15 protein-coding genes are annotated in these 16,485 nt (G+C 72.9%); 7 read left to right on the top strand and 8 right to left on the bottom strand.

The features are described 5' to 3' along the window. Nucleotides 1-10 precede the first annotated feature (10 nt). Nucleotides 11-1,690, bottom strand: coding sequence for a phospho-sugar mutase (locus tag ACTWLT_RS06520; RefSeq protein WP_445317534.1), 1,680 nt, complete (start codon nucleotides 1,688-1,690; stop codon nucleotides 11-13). A gap of 48 nt (nucleotides 1,691-1,738) precedes the next feature. Continuing rightward, complete coding sequence (locus tag ACTWLT_RS06515; RefSeq protein WP_445317533.1) at nucleotides 1,739-3,802, bottom strand: serine/threonine-protein kinase; 2,064 nt, start codon at nucleotides 3,800-3,802, stop codon at nucleotides 1,739-1,741. Nucleotides 3,803-4,008: 206 nt separating this feature from the next. Here ACTWLT_RS06515 and ACTWLT_RS06510 point away from each other — a divergent pair, with 206 nt between their 5' ends. Both ACTWLT_RS06510 and ACTWLT_RS06505 read left to right on the top strand, forming a co-directional pair. Further along, entirely contained in the window at nucleotides 4,009-5,592 is a 1,584-nt protein-coding gene (locus tag ACTWLT_RS06510; protein WP_445317532.1) for an acyl-CoA mutase large subunit family protein, read from the top strand. A gap of 543 nt (nucleotides 5,593-6,135) precedes the next feature. Continuing rightward, on the top strand, nucleotides 6,136-7,395 hold the full coding sequence (locus ACTWLT_RS06505) for an amidohydrolase (RefSeq protein WP_252415836.1): 1,260 nt from the start codon (nucleotides 6,136-6,138) through the stop codon (nucleotides 7,393-7,395). Here ACTWLT_RS06505 and ACTWLT_RS06500 read toward each other — a convergent pair. Then, complete coding sequence (locus ACTWLT_RS06500; protein ID WP_445317645.1) at nucleotides 7,352-8,314, bottom strand: DUF4349 domain-containing protein; 963 nt, start codon at nucleotides 8,312-8,314, stop codon at nucleotides 7,352-7,354. The two genes, ACTWLT_RS06505 and ACTWLT_RS06500, sit on opposite strands and share 44 nt — an antisense overlap. A gap of 92 nt (nucleotides 8,315-8,406) precedes the next feature. Between ACTWLT_RS06500 and ACTWLT_RS06495 the strand changes: the two genes are divergently transcribed. The 4 genes from ACTWLT_RS06495 to ACTWLT_RS06480 all read left to right on the top strand — a co-directional run bounded on the left by ACTWLT_RS06495 (nucleotide 8,407) and on the right by ACTWLT_RS06480 (nucleotide 11,874). After that, complete coding sequence (locus tag ACTWLT_RS06495) at nucleotides 8,407-9,036, top strand: MBL fold metallo-hydrolase (protein ID WP_252415835.1); 630 nt, start codon at nucleotides 8,407-8,409, stop codon at nucleotides 9,034-9,036. 4 nt (nucleotides 9,037-9,040) lie between these two features. Continuing rightward, nucleotides 9,041-10,018 (top strand): hypothetical protein, encoded by a 978-nt coding sequence (locus tag ACTWLT_RS06490; RefSeq protein WP_445317531.1) that lies wholly within the window; start codon nucleotides 9,041-9,043, stop codon nucleotides 10,016-10,018. Nucleotides 10,019-10,122: 104 nt separating this feature from the next. After that, complete coding sequence (locus ACTWLT_RS06485) at nucleotides 10,123-10,863, top strand: SCO6745 family protein (protein WP_445317530.1); 741 nt, start codon at nucleotides 10,123-10,125, stop codon at nucleotides 10,861-10,863. Between the two features lie 51 nt (nucleotides 10,864-10,914). Further along, entirely contained in the window at nucleotides 10,915-11,874 is a 960-nt protein-coding gene (locus ACTWLT_RS06480; RefSeq protein WP_445317529.1) for a GNAT family N-acetyltransferase, read from the top strand. A gap of 72 nt (nucleotides 11,875-11,946) precedes the next feature. Here ACTWLT_RS06480 and ACTWLT_RS06475 read toward each other — a convergent pair whose 3' ends face one another. After that, on the bottom strand, nucleotides 11,947-12,402 hold the full coding sequence (locus tag ACTWLT_RS06475; protein WP_252415831.1) for a gamma-glutamylcyclotransferase family protein: 456 nt from the start codon (nucleotides 12,400-12,402) through the stop codon (nucleotides 11,947-11,949). Nucleotides 12,403-12,508: 106 nt separating this feature from the next. On the opposite strand from ACTWLT_RS06475, the gene ACTWLT_RS06470 reads away from it, so the two are divergent. Further along, nucleotides 12,509-13,912, top strand: a complete 1,404-nt coding sequence (locus ACTWLT_RS06470; RefSeq protein ID WP_252415830.1) for an NAD(P)H-quinone dehydrogenase — start codon at nucleotides 12,509-12,511, stop codon at nucleotides 13,910-13,912. Here the strand turns inward: ACTWLT_RS06470 and ACTWLT_RS06465 are convergent. The 4 genes from ACTWLT_RS06465 to ACTWLT_RS06450 all read right to left on the bottom strand — a co-directional run bounded on the left by ACTWLT_RS06465 (nucleotide 13,890) and on the right by ACTWLT_RS06450 (nucleotide 16,004). Next, entirely contained in the window at nucleotides 13,890-14,528 is a 639-nt protein-coding gene (locus tag ACTWLT_RS06465; protein ID WP_445317528.1) for a DUF998 domain-containing protein, read from the bottom strand. The two genes, ACTWLT_RS06470 and ACTWLT_RS06465, sit on opposite strands and share 23 nt — an antisense overlap. A gap of 112 nt (nucleotides 14,529-14,640) precedes the next feature. Further along, complete coding sequence (locus tag ACTWLT_RS06460; protein ID WP_445317527.1) at nucleotides 14,641-14,973, bottom strand: helix-turn-helix domain-containing protein; 333 nt, start codon at nucleotides 14,971-14,973, stop codon at nucleotides 14,641-14,643. Then, complete coding sequence (locus ACTWLT_RS06455; protein ID WP_445317526.1) at nucleotides 14,970-15,338, bottom strand: type II toxin-antitoxin system RelE/ParE family toxin; 369 nt, start codon at nucleotides 15,336-15,338, stop codon at nucleotides 14,970-14,972. Before ACTWLT_RS06455 ends, ACTWLT_RS06460 begins: the two co-directional genes overlap by 4 nt. Nucleotides 15,339-15,383: 45 nt before the next feature. Continuing rightward, the gene (locus tag ACTWLT_RS06450) at nucleotides 15,384-16,004 is read right to left on the bottom strand and encodes a DedA family protein (RefSeq protein WP_445317525.1); all 621 of its coding nucleotides are present in this window, start codon (nucleotides 16,002-16,004) and stop codon (nucleotides 15,384-15,386) included. Between the last annotated feature and the right edge of the window lie 481 nt (nucleotides 16,005-16,485).

The following is a 16,485-nucleotide window of genomic DNA, read 5'->3' as shown; positions in this document are numbered from 1 at the left end:
CCCGCCCGGCCTAGACCCCGAGGGCCGTGGCGATCTCGGCGCGCAGCTGCGCGACCGCCGCCTCCGCGCGGGCGCGGGCGGAGGCGACGTCGCCGTCGGGCACCGGCTCGACCACCTCGAGGTACGCCTTGAGCTTCGGTTCCGTCCCGGACGGGCGGATCACGACCCGGGCGGCGGCGGTGCGCAGGATCACCACGTCCGCCTCCGGCAGCAGGTCCCGCGTGCTGTCGACCGGTTGCCCCAGCAACGTGGTGGGGGTGGCCGCGCGGATCCGGGCCATCGCGTGGGCGATCTCCCGCAGGTCGTCCACCCGCACGGAGAGCTGGTCGGTGTGGTGCACGCCGAACTCGGCGGCCAGCTCGTCCAGCCGGTCGGTCAGCGTACGACCCTGCGCCTTGAGGCCGGCAGCCAACTCGGCCACGGTCAGGGCGGCGGTGATGCCGTCCTTGTCCCGCACATGCTCCGGGGCGACGCAGTAGCCGAGCGCCTCCTCGTAGCCGTACACCAGCGGCGCACGTCCGCCGCCGGCCCGGACGATCCACTTGAAGCCCGTCAGCGTCTCGTCGTACGGCAGCCCCCGGGCCGCGCACATCGCCCGCAGCAGTGACGACGAGACGATGGTGGTGCCGTACAGCCCGGTGACCCCACGGCGCATCAGGTGGTCGGCGAGCAGCGCGCCCACCTCGTCGCCACGCAGCATCCGCCAGCCCTGCCGGCCTCCGCTCACGCCGTCGCGGACCACCACGGCGCAGCGGTCCGCGTCGGGGTCGTTGGCGATGGCGAGGTCGGCGCCGGTGGAGTCGGCCAACGCGATCAGCCGGTCCACCGCCCCCGGCTCCTCCGGGTTGGGGAACGACACGGTGGGAAACGCCGGGTCCGGCTCGGCCTGGTCCGGCACCACACCGGGCACCGGGAAGCCCGCCCGGGCGAAGACGGCGGTGAGCACCGCGCCGCCCACCCCGTGCAACGGCGTGTACGCCACCGTCAGGTCCCGTGGTCCGTCCGGCGCGATCACCGCGATGGCCCGCTCGACGTACGAGGCGACGAGGTCGTCACCGAGCACCTGGCCGGATGGACCCAGCGGCACCCGGGTCAGCGGACCGACCGCCCGGATGGCGGCCTCGATACCGGAGTCGGCGGGCGGCACGATCTGCGCTCCGGCACCCAGCTCCCCGCCCAGCTCCGCACCCAGGTAGACCTTGTAGCCGTTGTCCTGCGGCGGGTTGTGGCTGGCGGTGACCATCACGCCGGCGACCGCACCGAGCTGGCGCACCGCGTACGCCAGCACGGGCGTGGGCAGCGGGCGGGGCAGCAGCAGCGCCGGCCGGCCGGCGCCGGTGGCCACCTGGGCCGTCCGCTCGGCGAACTCCCGGGAGCCGTGCCGGGCGTCGTACCCGATGACCAGTGGGCCGGTGCCGCCCTGGGCGGCGAGCCAGCCGACCAGGCCGGCGGCGGCCTGCGTGACCACGGCGAGGTTCATGCCGTTCGGGCCGGCGCGCAGCGGCCCGCGCAGGCCAGCGGTGCCGAAGGTCAGCGGCCCGGCGAACCGGTCGGCCAGCTCCGGGGCGCTCGCCGGCAGCCGGTCGAGGACCGCCGTCAGCTCGGCCCGGCTGGCCGGGTCCGGGTCGTCGGCGAGCCAGCGCCGGGCTCGTTCGCGAATGTCGTCGATGTCAGTGGTGTCCGCCGCCATGCCCCTTGATAGCACGGCGGCGGATCACCGCTGTCGGTTCCCTCCGGCTCAGCCGTCGCCGGTGAGCTGGAACGTGCGCACCATCTCGTCGAAGATCGGCTTGCTCTCGCCGTACCGGGCGTCGCTGGAGGACAGGTAGAACGAGTACGCCTTGCCGTCGTTGACCACCGCGTGCCACACCCCGTGGCGCATGTCGCCGCCGTTGCCGCAGGTGTACTCGAATTCGACACCCGGGCTGCCCGCCGACTCGCGCTCGTTCATGGCGACCTGCTCGTACGGCTTCTTGCAGGACGTGCTCTTGGTGCGGAGGAAGTTCTGCGCGCTCTCCGCCCAGCGGGTGGGCGTACCGGTCCACTTCTCCGTGAGGATCCGGATCTTGCGACCCTCGTCCTCCGGGTCGATGTAGTCGGTGTAGCTGCCGCCGGTGGCCTTCTTCCAGCCCTTGGGCACCATCACCTGGACGCCCCGGGCGGAGTGCTCCTGCATCTCCACCCCGGGGCCGGCCGGGGCGGACGGGGTGGCCTGGGCCTGCGGCGTGCTCGGCGGGGGCTCGTCGCCGCCGCTGGTCAGGGCCACGACGCTGAGCAGCAGCACCACGGCCAACCCACCGGCCGCGGCGAGCTGCACCTTGCGCGGCCAGCCCTTGACCGTGCTGACCAGCTGGCCACCGGTGGCGCGGACCTTGCCGAGGGCGCCGCCACCGCCGGACGCGGCAGGCGGCGTGGCCCAGGGCTGGCCGGTGCCGGGCACCGACCACTGGTTGCCGCCGCCGTAGGTGCCGCCGATGCGCTGGGTGGCCTCCGGCGCGCCGCCGAAGCCGACCTGCTGGGTGGCGTCGGACCGGCTGCCGTAGCTGACCCGCTGGGTGGCGTCCGGGTGCGCGCCGGCGTCCACCCGCTGGGTGGCGTCCGCGTTGCCGCCGTACGTGCGCCCGGCGGCCGGTCGGCCGGGCGTGGGCATCGCGCCGGTGGGCGTGTGCAGCGGGCCGGCCAAGGCGTCGGCGCTGGTCTCGTCGAGCCCGGTGCCGGCCGTGCCAGCCGGCTGGGGGCGTTCACCCCGGCGCAGCGCGGCCAGCCGGTCGGTCAGGGACTCACCCGGGGCCAGCATCGCCGGACCACCGATCTGACTGTCCGGCTTCGGCTCCGGCTGGGCCGGTGGGAGGACGGGCACCGGGCGCTGCTGCACCGGCACCACGGCGTACGGGTCGGTGACCGAGTGCACGGCGGTGGCGGTGCTGCCCAACGGGCCGGCGAGCAACTCGCGCAGCATGGAGCGGGAGGTGTGCACGTCCAGCCGACGGGCGGGGTCCTTCTCCAACAGGCCCATCAGCACCCGGGTCAGCGGCCCGCTGCGCTGCGGTGGCGCGGGCGGATCCTCGACCACGGCGTGCATGGTCTCGATCGGGTCGCCCTTGTCGAAGGGGGGCCGCCCCTCGACCGCCGTGTAGAGCGTCACGCCCAGCGAGAAGAGGTCGCTCGGCGGCCCGAACTCCTGGCCCATGGCCCGCTCGGGCGAGATGAAGTGCGGCGAGCCGAGCACCATGCCGGGGGTGGTGAGCTGCACGTCGGTGGGCATCCGGGCGACACCGAAGTCGGTCAGCACGCAGCGCCCGTCGGTGCAGATCAGCACGTTGGCCGGCTTGACGTCGCGGTGCAGCACGCCGATCGCGTGGGCGACCTCCAACGCGCCGAGCAGCGCGATGCCGATCTTGGCAACCGCGCGGGGAGCCACCGGCCCGTCCTCGATCACCATGTCGGCGAGGCTGCGGGCGTCCAGCAGCTCCATCACGATCCACGGCCGGCCGGCCTCGGTGACCACGTCGTACACCTGCACCACGGCGGGGTGCTGGATGGCGGCCGCCGCGCGGGCCTCGCGCAGGGTGCGTTCGTACATGGCGTCGCGGTCGCTGGGGGCCAGCCCCGGGGGCAGGACGACCTCCTTCACCGCCACGTCCCGACGCAGCAGTGTGTCTGTGGCGCGCCACACCGTACCCATGCCGCCGTTGCCCACCGAGGACCGCAGCGAGTACCGGCCACCAATGGTGGTGCCGGGCGCCGCACGTCCGTTGGCGGAACCTACGGGTCCGCCGCTCCACGTCGGGATCTGAGTCACAGAAAAGCCACCGGGGGAAATCGAGGGGGGCTGGGACACAACCCCCCTATCTTGCTGGTTCCGACGCCCGATGCGAAAGCCGACGCGGCGGACGTTTACCTAAGTCAACAGAACGTGCCCAGCCGTTCACCTCCCGTCGACCCGTGGAGACGCACTGTGCGGTATCCCTCACCCGACGACGCGCCCACGCGTCCTACCATCCGGGGATGAGCGAACGGCGGTCAAGCGAGTCCGGTTTTCCGATCAAGGGCCTCTACACGGCGGCCGACCTTCCGGAGGACCTGGACTCCCGCCTGGGCGGCCCGGGCGAGTTCCCGTACACGCGGGGTGTCTACCCCACGATGTACACCTCGCGCCCGTGGACCATGCGCCAGTACGCCGGCTTCGGCACCGCCACCGAGTCCAACGCGCGGTACCACCAGTTGTTGCGCGCCGGCACGATGGGCCTCTCGGTCGCGTTCGACCTGCCGACCCAGATGGGCTACGACTCGGACGAGCCGATCGCGCACGGTGAGGTCGGCAAGGTGGGTGTCGCCATCGACTCCATCGAGGACATGCGGCTGCTCTTCGCCGACATCCCGCTGGACAAGGTCTCCACCTCGATGACCATCAACGCGCCCGGGTCGGTGCTGCTGCTGCTCTACCAGCTCGTCGCCGAGGAGAACGGCGTCCCCGGCTCGGCGCTCAACGGCACGATCCAGAACGACATCCTCAAGGAGTACATCGCCCGGGGGACGTACATCTTCCCGCCGAAGCCGTCGCTGCGCCTGGTGGCCGACACGTTCGCGTACTGCCGCAAGGAGGTGCCGAAGTGGAACACGATCTCCATCTCCGGCTACCACATGGCGGAGGCCGGCGCGACGCCCGCGCAGGAGATCGCGTTCACCCTCGCCAACGGCGTGGAGTACGTCCGGGCGGCGCTGGCGGCGGGGCTCGCCGTGGACGACTTCGCACCCCGGCTGTCGTTCTTCTTCGTGGCCCGCACCACGCTGCTGGAGGAGGTCGCGAAGTTCCGCGCCGCCCGGCGGATCTGGGCCCGGCTGATGCGTGACGACTTCGGCGCCAAGGATCCGAAGTCGATGATGCTGCGCTTCCACACCCAGACCGCCGGCGTGCAGCTCACCGCCCAGCAGCCCGAGGTGAACCTGGTCCGGGTCGCGGTGCAGGGGTTGGGCGCGGTGCTCGGCGGCACCCAGTCGCTGCACACCAACAGCTTCGACGAGGCGATCGCGCTGCCCACCGAGAAGGCCGCGCGGCTCGCGCTGCGGACCCAGCAGGTGCTGGCGTACGAGACGGACCTGACCGCCACCGTCGACCCGTTCGCCGGCTCGTACGTCGTGGAGGCGATGACCGCCGAGATCGAGGCCGCCGCCGTCGAGCTGATGGAGCGGGTGGCCGACCACGGTTCGGCGGTCGACGCGATCGAGGCCGGGTTCCAGAAGCGGGAGATCGAGCAGTCCGCGTACCGGATCGCCCAGGAGATCGACTCGGGTGAGCGGGTGGTGGTGGGGCTCAACCGGTTCGCGGTGGACGAGGAGGAGCCGTACGAGCCTCTGCGGGTCGACCCGACGATCGAGGCGGCACAGGCCGAGCGACTGGCCCGGCTGCGCGCCGAGCGGGACGCCGACGCGGTGGCGGGTGCCCTCGCGCGGCTGCGGGCCGCCGCCGACGGCACGGAGAACGTGCTGTACCCGATGAAGGAGGCGCTGCGGGCCCGGGCCACGGTGGGCGAGGTCTGCGGGACGCTGCGCGAGGCGTGGGGCCTGTACCGTCCCACCGATCGGTTCTGATCGGCTGTCCGAGCGTTTCCCCAGGTCAGCGCGTGTTTGTTCGGTCGTGACGGAGCTACAGTCGGAAGCGGATCCTCCCGGCCGGGCCGGAGGCGGCGCGGCCCCCGACGGCGTCCGGGTGTGTGCCGACCAGGTTCGGGGGTAACCCGACCGGGTGAACGGGGACGCACACCGTGTGCGGTCATGGCGGACGAGCGCGTGTGAGCGTCTTTTCCGGCTCGTTGCGGAGCGTGGTCGGCTAATTGTCGGAGTGTCAGTTCATCACCCCGACTAATGCGACAATTCGCAACGTGGGCCCGCGAGTGGCGCCGGATTCGTGACCGCCGAGATCGGTTACGCGTTGTAGGAGGTGAGGGGCAGATGACGGCGTTCGACCGCGATCTACCTGCTGTCCCGCAGATCTCCGAGCGCCCTCAGCAGGGCATACGTGACGCTTCGCGGTCTGATCATTACCGTAACGAGGTTGCGCAGCGTCACCGCCGGAGGTCTAGGCTGTCTGCTGTTCCCGATGATCCATCCATCTCTAGTGATCGAGAATTCGACGTGACGAGTGCGTTGACGCTGCCCACGGGCAGCCAGCTGGCGTCGTCCTGGCCGGAGACGCCGCCCGGGTCCCAGCCCCTGCCCCGCGACCTGGACCACCTCCTCGCGCTCCGGGTACCCGGGCTGATCGCTACGCGCCGTCACCTCCACTCGCACCCTGAGCTGTCCGGCACGGAGTTCGAAACGGCCGCCCTGATCGCCCGGGAGCTCTCGCTGGCCGGGCTGCACCCACGGCTGCTGCCCAAGGGCAACGGTGTGATCTGCGACGTCGACGGCCGCCCGGACGGCCCGGTCATCGCGCTGCGCGCCGACATCGACGCCCTGCCGCTGCACGACCCCAAGGACGTGCCCTACCGGTCCACCGTGGAGGGCGTCTGCCACGCCTGCGGCCACGACGTGCACACCACGATCCTGCTCGGCGTCGGCATGCTGCTGGCCCAGCTCGCCGACCTCGGCGAGCTGGACGGCCGGGTCCGGCTCATCTTCCAGCCGGCCGAGGAGATCCTGCCCTGCGGCTCGCTCGAGGTCATCGAGGCCGGCGGCCTGGACGACGTGGTGCAGATCTTCGCGCTGCACTGCGACCCGAACCTGCCGGTGGGCCAGGTCGGCCTGCGGGTCGGCCCGATCACCGCGGCCGCCGACAACGTCACGGTCCGGCTCTCCGGCCCGGGTGGGCACACCGCCCGCCCGCACCTGACCGTCGACCTGGTCGACGCGCTCGGCCGGTTGATCACCGAAGTGCCCGCCCTGGTCAGCCGCCGGGTGCCGGCCAACAGCGGACTGCTGCTGGTCTTCGGCCACGCCTCGGCCGGCACCCGCTACAACGTCATTCCCTCCGAGGCGTCCGCCTCCGGCACCCTGCGGGTCATGGACCGCGACACATGGGAGCAGGCTCCCAAGATCGTGGCTCAGGTGGTCCGTGACGTGATCGCCCCGACCGGCGCCACGGTCGACCTGGAGTACCTGCGGGGTCGGCCACCGGTGAGCAACGACTCCCGGGCCATCCAGGTGCTGACCGCCGCCACCGCCGCCGCGCTCGGTCCGGACGGGATCGCCGAGACGCCGCAGAGCATGGGCGGCGAGGACTTCTCCTGGTACCTGGAGTACGTCCCCGGCGCCCTCGCCCGCCTCGGCGTCGGCCGTTCCGGCCCCAACGTCGACCTGCACCGCGGGTCCTTCGACGTGGACGAGCGGGCCATCCCGGCCGGCGTACGCGTCATGGTGCAGACCGCGCTACGGGCACTGGCGGCGGCGCGCTGACCGGTGCGACCAGGGCCGGATCCTTCCGCCGCCGCCGCAGCACCAGCAGCAGGACCGCCAGCGGTACGCCGAGCGCCACCAGCCAGGGCAGCAGTGCGCCCAGCACGGTGAGCAGGACGGTCAGCGAGGCGACGAAAGCGGCCCAGCCGCCCTTCAGGCCGACGAGGAAGCCGGTTTCGGCCTTCTCCTCGGTCGTCTTCGCCGCCGGGCCGGCCAGCGACACGGTGATCGTGGAGAGGGCGGTCAGGTCGGCGAGGCGCCGCTTCTTGGCCTCCAGCGAGGCCAGGTCCGCCTCCCGGCGACCCAGCTCGTTCTCCAGCGAGACCAGGTCGGTGATCGAGGTGGCGCGGGCGAGCAGCCGGCGGGCACTGTCCACCCGGGCCCGCTGACTGGTGATCCGTGCGTCCAGGTCGATGGTCTCCTCGGTGGCGTCCTGGGTGCTGATCTCCCGGCTCTGCTGCCGGCCGAGCTTCGCGATCTCCTCCACCGCACCGGCGAACTTCGCCGCCGGCACCCGCAGTTGCAACTCCGCCACCGCGTCGGCCTCGGCACTGCGCCGCTGATCGCCACCGATGAAGCCGCCCGCCCGGGTGACCACGGCGGCGACCTCGCGGGCGGCGACGTCCACATCGTCCACCTGGACCCGCATCGTTCCGGTGTAGATGATCGCCCGCTGGTCGATCCGCAGGTCCGGTGCGCCGGCCCCGGCGGCCTGCGGTGCGCCCGCGGCGCTGTCCTTCTCGGCGCCGCCGCCGTTCGCCGCCGGTGCCTCGGCCGCCGAGCCGGCCGTGTCCCGCGCCCCGTCGTCACCGGCGCCGCACCCCGTCAACGCCAGTGCCGCCGCCAGTGCCGTCGCCGCCAGCAGTGCGCCGTGGCGCCTACCCGCCTGTATGTCCATCCCCGCTCCCATCGTCGTCAGCCCGTGTGCGATACCTCGGACGCGGCGCGCTCGCCCGCTGGTTCCGGCAGACTGCGCTGAGGACGTCACGATTCGATAATCGAGGAGTCACGATGCGGCTCACCAAGTACGCCCACTCCTGCCTCCGGGTGGAACACGACGGGGGAGTGCTCGTCGTCGACCCCGGCGTGTTCAGCGACCCCGCGGCGCTGGACGGTGCGGACGCGGTGCTGGTCACCCACGAACATCCCGACCACCTCGACCTGGCGGCGGTGCGTCTGCGGCTCGACCGGGGACCGCTCCCGATCCACGGCCCCGCCTCGCTCGCCGGCCCCCTCGGTGACGCCGCCGAGGCGCTGCACCCGGTCGCGGCGGGCGACTCGTTCACCGCCGCCGGGATCGCCATCCGCGCGTACGGCGGTCAGCATGCGGTGATCCACCCCGACATCCCGGTGGTGGACAACGTCGGCTTCCTGATCAACGACGTGGTCTACCACCCGGGCGACTCGCTGGTGGTGCCGGAGGAGACCCCGATCGACACGCTCTTCGCGCCGATCCACGCTCCCTGGTCGAAGTTCTCCGAGGTGGTCGAGTTCATCCGGGCGGTCGCCCCACGCCGGGCGTACGCGCTACACGACGCGCTGCTCAACGACAACGGGCTGGGCGTGCTCAACCGGCAGTACACCGCGTTGTCCGGCACCGAGTACCAGCGTCTGGAACCCGGTAGCCGGGTGGACGTCTGACGCGATGCCCGGCCCCTCACCGGAGCTGGTGGAACAGCTCTACCGCACCCCACCGGAGCGGTTCGTGGCCGCCCGGGACGCCGCCGTGTCCGAGGCCCGCCGCGCCGGCGACCCGGCCACCGCCCGGCAGTTGGCCCGGCTCCGCCGCCCCACGGTGGCCGCCTGGCTGGTCAACCTGCTCGCCATCCACCGTCCCGAACTGGTCACCGACCTGGTCCAGCTCGCCGACGCGATGCGCGCCGCCCAGCGGGAGCTGCGTGGGCCGCGCCTACGGGAGCTGTCCGCGCAGCGTCGGGCGGTGGTGGCCTCCCTGGTCGCCGAGGTCCGCAAGCTCGCCGCGGCGGAGCCGGACGCCCCGCCGGCCGGCAAGCTGCCACTGGCCGAGGTGGAGGCGACCCTGAACGCCGCGCTCTCGGACACCGAGGTCGCCGAGCAGGTCCGTGCCGGGCGGCTGCTCCGGGCGGCCAACTACGCCGGCTTCGGCGAGGTGCCCCGGCCCCAGCTGCGGCTGGTCACCGCCGACGAGGAGGAGGAGCCGGCCGCGGAACGCCCGGCCCGCCGGCCCGGCGCCCAGAGGACCCGCCCCGAGGCGGCCCCGCGCACCGATCGGGCCGCCGAGCGCGCCGAGCGGGCGGCGCAGCGGGCAGCACGTGCCGAGCGGGACCGGCAGCGCCGGGCACTCGATCGGGAGTTGGCCAGAGCCCGCACCGACCAGGAACGGGCCGAAGCCGAGTTGACCGAGGCGACCGGGCAGGAACGCGACGGCGCCGACGTACTCGACCAGATCGAGACCGAGCTGGCCGAGCTGGAGAGGCGGCGGGCGGTCGCGGAACAGGATCTCAGCCGGGCCAAGCTGGCCCGACGCGCCGCCGAGCGGGCGGTCACCGTGGCCCGACGACGCGCGGGCGAGGTCGAGGCGGCGGTCGAGGCGTTGGCGGCCGAAGAGGGGGCTGCGGACGCGGGCGGTGGCCCGGCAGACTGACCATCGATGGACGACGACGAGTGGGCGGGCCGTCCCGGGCTGGCCGTCCCTGATCGGGAAGCCGCCGTGGCCGGCGGGCCGGTGCGCCCAGGGGCGGCCCTCGGATGACGCCGGAGCAGGTCGCCGCCGCCAGCAAACCGGTCGTGCTCGACCTGGGCGACGGTTTCAGCCGGTGCCCGACCACGTTGCGCCGGGCCCGGCTGCTCGGCATCTCCGGCTGGGCCTTCTACATCAGCGGCAGGGCCGGCGCGCTCGGCGACGTACGGGCCGAGACCGCCGCCGCCGCCCTCGGCTTCGTCGCGCCGGACGCGGTCGCCGACGGCTGGGACGCTGCCGCCCGGGTCCTGCGGCCGGCCGAGGTGGCCGCCGCGAGCCTCGGCGAGTGCTGCCGGTGGGGGACGCAACGGCTGGGCGCGCTGCCCGGCACCGAGCGGCTGGCCGGGTTGGTCGAGCGGGCGGTGGCGGCGGCGGACGCCAGCGGCATGCCACTCTTCGCCGCGTGGCGGGCCATGCCACTGCCGGATCTCTCCGCCGGTGCCCGCAGCGCCGCCGGGCTGCGACTGCTCCGCGAACACTTCACGGGCGCCTACCTGCTGGCGGTGCGTGCCGCCGGGATGACGCCGCTGGAGGCCGTACTGGCCGGGCCGGAGGGGGAGGCGGGCGCCGTGGCCTGCGGCTGGCCGCCGCCGTACCCGCCGGTCGGGCCGCTGGTGCGTCGGCGGCTCTGGGCGGAGGCGGTGACCAACCGGCTGGCCGCGCCGGCGTTCGCGGCGCTCGGCCCCGCCGACGGCGCGGAGCTGGTGGAGCTGCTGCACCGCACCCGGGCCGACCTCGCCGCCGCCTGAACCGGGAAAATGAGCGGCGCCCGCGGCGGCCGGCTGCCAGGATCACCTGCCGTGACGCTTCCCGCTGGCTGGACCACGCGCCGGCCCACCCTCGACGACGTTCCGGCCATCCTCGCCGTGGTGCACGCCGCCGACACCTTCGCCATCGGCCATCCCGACTTCGACGCCGAGGACGTCGCGCAGTCGCTGACCGCCCCCTTCTTCGACCCGTCCCGGGACTCCTGGCTGGCGGTGGACCCGCACGACACCGTCGTCGGCTGGGCGACCGTGGACAATCCCACCGGTGTCGGCCGGGAGTTCGTGGAGGTCTACGTCGACCCGGAGCGCGCCGCCGCGGTGCGGGCGCCGCTGCTCGCCCGGCAACTGGACCGGGTCGCCGAACGGGCGGCCGAGCGGGGGCTGCCGGCGCTCGCCGTCCGGTGCGCGGTCTTCGCGCCCGAACGCGACTGGGAACGCGACCTGCGAGCGGCCGGATTCACCCTGGCGAAGCGGTACGTCCGGATGAGCCGGCCGTTGGCCGACCTGCCCGCCGACCCGCCCCCGCCGCCCGGCGTGACGGTGCGACAGGTCCGCCCCGACGACGAGGCCGACCTGCGCGAGTTCCACCGGATCCACGACATCGCCTTCGGCGACACGCCGGACCACGAGCCGCTGTCGTACGAGCGGTGGCGGGCCCGAATCGGTGACGTGACCGCCTGGGACGAGTGGTTCGTCGCCGAGGTGGACGGGATGCCGGCCGGTGCGTTGCAGTCCTCGGACCAGGCGCTCGACCAGCAGGAGGGCTTCGTGCGGAGCCTGTCCGTGCTGCCCGCGTACCGTCGGCGGGGGGTGGGTGGCGCGCTGCTGCGCCGCGCCTTCGCCCGCTACGCGGAGAAGGGCCGGCAGGCGGCCGGCCTCGGGGTGGACCTCACCAACCCGACCGCCCCGCTGTCGCTCTACCGGTCCGTGGGCCTGCGGGAGATCCGGTGGACCGACATGTACGAGGTGATCGTCCCGGCCGCCGGTGTGTGATTGACGACCCCGGCCGGGGCCGACGGTCGGTCCGGGCGGTGACGGTAGCAGACTGGGCGCGTGCGATACGCGCTACGCCGACGCGGTGCCGGTGGGGCGGGACCGCAGCTCGGTGACGTAGTCGTCCGGCGCGCCCGCCTTCTCGGCGGCGTTCGCGATCTCCGAGAGATACCACGACGTCGGCAGGCCACCCTCGTACCCGTCGAAGACGTAGATCCACGCGGTCACGTCGCCGTCGAGGGTGGAGACCCGGACGTGCAGTTTGCGGTACGTGCCGGCGGCGACCCCCTCAAGCTCGTCGAGCTGGGCCGCGTCGTACGGGTGGATGTCGTAGATCGCCACGAAGACGCGGTCGCCGGGGGACTCGACCAGGGTGCTCACCGCGCCCTCCCAGCCGATCTGGTCCGCCCCGGCGAAGGTCAGCCGCCACCCCTCCAGCCAGCCGGTGCCCACCATCGGCGAATGCGGGCAGTAGGCACGCATCCGGGCGGGGTCGAGGTTTGAGCCGTAGGCGGCGTGATGACGCACGGCGATGACGATAGCCCGGCGGGCGGGTGGGGGAGAATACGACTGTGCGTGTCGGATGCGTTCGGGAGAAGAAAGTCACTGTGAGCATCAACGAAGGGCGAACGCTGTGAGCCGGATCGTGATCATCGGCGGGGGGCCGGCCGGGTACGAGGCGGCGCTGGTCGCCGCCCAGCTCGACGCCGATGTCACCGTGGTCGAGGCCGACGGGGCGGGCGGGGCCTGCGTGCTCTCCGACTGCGTGCCGTCGAAGACCTTCATCGCCAGCTCCCAGGTGGTCACCGGTTACCGGGACACCGAGGAGTTCGGGGTGCACTCGGACGGCCTGGAGGCGGTCACCGTCGACGCGCGGGCGGTGCACGAGCGGGTCAAGCGGCTCGCGCTGGCGCAGTCCGCCGACATCCACGCCAAGCTGCTCAAGGCGGGGGTGACCTTCGTGGCCGGCACCGCCCGGCTCGGCGAGGACGCCCTCGGGCACACCCACCGGGTCATCGTCACCCCGGCCGACGGCGCCGAGGAATACTCGATCGCGGCGTCGACCGTGCTGGTGGCCACCGGCTCGACGCCCCGCCAACTGCCCACCGCCGTCCCGGACGGCGAGCGCATCCTGACCTGGCGCCAGGTCTACGACCTGCCCGAGCTGCCCGAGCACCTGATCGTCGTCGGCTCCGGTGTGACCGGCGCCGAGTTCGCCAGCGCGTACCTGGCGATGGGGGTCCAGGTCACCCTGGTCTCCAGCCGGGACCGGGTGATGCCGCACGAGGACGCCGACGCCGCGTCGGCCATCGAGCGGGTGTTCCGCAACCGGGGCATGAGCATCCTCAACAACTCCCGGGCCGACGCGGTGCGGCGTACCGCCGACGGCGTCGAGGTGGAGCTCTCCGACGGTCGCAAGGTCTCCGGCTCGCATGCGCTGATCGCGGTCGGTTCGATCCCGAACACCGCCGACCTGGGCCTCGCCGAGTACGGCGTGGAGCTGGGCCGGGGCGGCTACGTCACGGTCGACCGGGTGTCCCGCACCAACGTGCCCGGCATCTACGCCGCCGGTGACTGCACCGGCGTGCTGCTGCTGGCCAGCGTCGCCGCCATGCAGGGCCGCATCGCGATGTGGCACGCGCTGGGCGAGGCGGTCCGCCCGCTGCGGCTGCGGACGGTCGCGGCGAACGTCTTCACCGACCCGGAGCTGGCCACCGTGGGTGTCTCCCAGGACGAGGTGGACGCCGGCAAGGTGCCCGCCCGGCAGGTGATGCTGCCACTGTCCGGCAACGCCCGGGCCAAGATGGACGACCTCTCCGACGGCTTCGTCAAGCTGTTCTGCCGGCCGGCCAGCGGCCAGGTCGTCGGCGGTGTGGTGGTCGCCCCGAAGGCCAGCGAGCTGATCCTGCCGATCACCATGGCGGTGGAGAACAACCTCACCGTCAACGAGCTGGCGCAGACCATCACCATCTACCCCAGCCTCTCCGGCTCGATCACCGAGGCGGCCCGCCAGCTCATGCTCCACGAGCTGGAGTGACGCTCCACCGGGCGACGGGTGCCCGGGTCAGGGTCACCGCGACGGTGCCGAGCACGGCGACCTCGGTGAGGATGAGCAGACGCTCGGCCAGGCCGATGAGCAGCCGGTCACCCGGGTAGGCGGACCAGATCATCGCCGCCGCCAGTGCCAGGCTGAGCACGACGAGGGTGCGCAGCGTCCGGGCGGCGGGGGCCAGGTCCCGCCGTCGGGCGAGCAGCCAGCCGGCGGCGGGCAGCGCCAGGAAGGCGACCACCGAGGCGTACCGGTGCAGGTAGGCGGCGGTGGTCATGGCGGTGCCGGGCTCGTTCGTCGGCACCACCGCGGCCAGCAGCAGCCCGGCCGACCACGCGCCGAGCAGCAGCTCCGTCGGTCGGCCGGGGGCCGGTTGGGGTGGCGCGGTGCGGCGCAGCCCGTACAGCAGTGCCACGGTGGCGAGCGCGAGCACCACCATCGCGACGTCGATGGCGCCACCCCGGTCGGAGACCGCGAAGTCGCTGACGGTCAGCGCCCACGGGTTGAGGTCGTCGTTGACTTCGAGGTGGCCGATCACGGTGAGCAGTGCCGCCAGGGCGATCCCGCCGAGGGCGAGCAGGCCGGTGCTCCGGGTTCCAGGCATGCCTCAGCCTGTCGTCGGGGAGGCCCCAGCCGGATCCGGGACGGCCACCGAATTCGTTCCCCGGGACCACCCCTAGAGGCACCCCGACAGCGGCCAGACCTGTTTCTGGGAATCAGGCGACGTTCAGTTGGATGTTCCCGATGCGGGCGACGATGTCGAGGTGGCCCCCCAGGCCGGTGACGTACGCACGGAGGGTCTCCAGACTGGTGTGCTCACCATTTTCGATCTGGCTGATCCTTGCCTGGGTCAGGCCCGCCGCCTCGGCGAGTTGGGCCTGGGTCATCCCGAGATGCTTGCGGATCTCCGCCAGCTGCGCGCCGCTGACCGATGCCAACATCTGCTCGCGCTGCTGAGCCCGTCGGGCGACCCGGTCTGGATGCTCCCAGGACGGGTCAAGCTCTCGGGCCTTTGCCTTGACGTCTCGCCAATCAGCTCCACCGGTCATCTTTGTGTTTCCTTCAGGCTGGAGAGGTGCTCCTGGAACCGGTCGTCCGCCAACGGGATCGCCGTCTGGTACCAACTCTGCCACTGGTCCGATTTGTCGCCAGCGACCAGGAAGACAGCTTCTCGAAGTGGATCGAAGGCGAAGATCATGCGTACCTCCGTGGGGCCGGCGGAACCGGGCCGCAGCTCCTTCATGTGGTGAAACAAGCTGCCCTTGAGACGGTCGACCAAGGGACGCCCGAGCGCCGGCCCATGTTCGGCGAGGAGGTCGATGGCCTCACTGATGAGGTCGGCGCTGGCGGGATCTGTCCTGCAGAGGTTGAGGAACCACTCCTCGACCGCAGGGTGAAGCTTGACGTCCCACATCCTGTCAATATAAGCCCAGCTTATACCGGCAGAGTTGGGCGACACTCAGTCGATGGGGATGTCGGCTCCGGCGGCCGCGCGGGCGTGCCGGGCGCTGACCAGGGTCATGGCCCACCCGGCAGCGGCGAACCCGGCCGCGGCGGCGGTGGCGATGATGGCCAGCCGCCATGCCGACTCGGTCAGCGCGGTGCCGCCCAGGTGGCCGACCAGGGCGCCGTACGTGGCCCAGCCCAGCGCGGCGACGGCCTCGTAGAGCACGAACAGGCGGTACGGGTAGCGGCTGCGGCCGGCCGAGAAGCAGGCCGCCATGCGACCGCCCGGCACGAACCGGCACAGCAGGATGACCAGTGGCCCGGGTTGTCGCAGCCCCTGGGTGACGCGATTGGCAACCCGTCGGGCGCGGCTCGGCTCGGAGTGCCGGGGTGCCCGGCGGTCCGGCGCACCTCGACCGAGCAGGTAGCAGGCGAGGTCGCCGGCGAACACCCCCAGCGCGCCAACGGCGATGGTGACGGGCAGGCTGAGCCCCCCGTAGACGGTGAGCGCGCCGCTGGTGATCATGATGATCTGGGTGGGGATCACCGGGACGAAGGCGTCCGCGATCAGCAGGCCGAGCAGCGCGAGGTACGCCCACGTCGGCGACGCGACGTCAGTCAGTAGTTCGGGCACGCCTGCCACCTCGCCGGATGCGGCCAATTGGGTGTCTTGAGCCTGACGGCGTGTCCGGCGTCACCGTGGACAGCCCCGTAGGGTCGTGACCGTCGACACGGCCGGGCCACCCCGGTACAACGAGGCGAACCGTCCTCGGGTGACGGCCCGGTGACCGTCCCACCGCGCTCCGACGGGGTCGGCGGATCGGCGTCCGTCGGCGTACCGTTGTCCGCGCGGCCCCGCCCGTCGGGTCCCCCGTTCCTGACGATTCGGGCCGCCCAGGGCCGCCGGCGGGTCCCGCGCCGGCGGCCCGCCCCCGCTCTCACCATGACAAATCCGGGTGCGTCCCTGACCGCCCGACGAGTACCGTCGCCGCATGCGCAGCGCGGTAGTGGTGACCACGACGCCGGGTGTCCCCGGCGCGCCGCTCTGACGTAACCACCGTCGACCAGGCCCCGGGGCGATCCGCCCCCGAGGGCCGCGCGGCGTTCGGAGTCCA

This window comes from Micromonospora yongxingensis (assembly GCF_052601155.1).
Note: the sequence above shows the minus strand (reverse complement) of the source record. Positions and strands in the feature narration are given on the sequence as shown.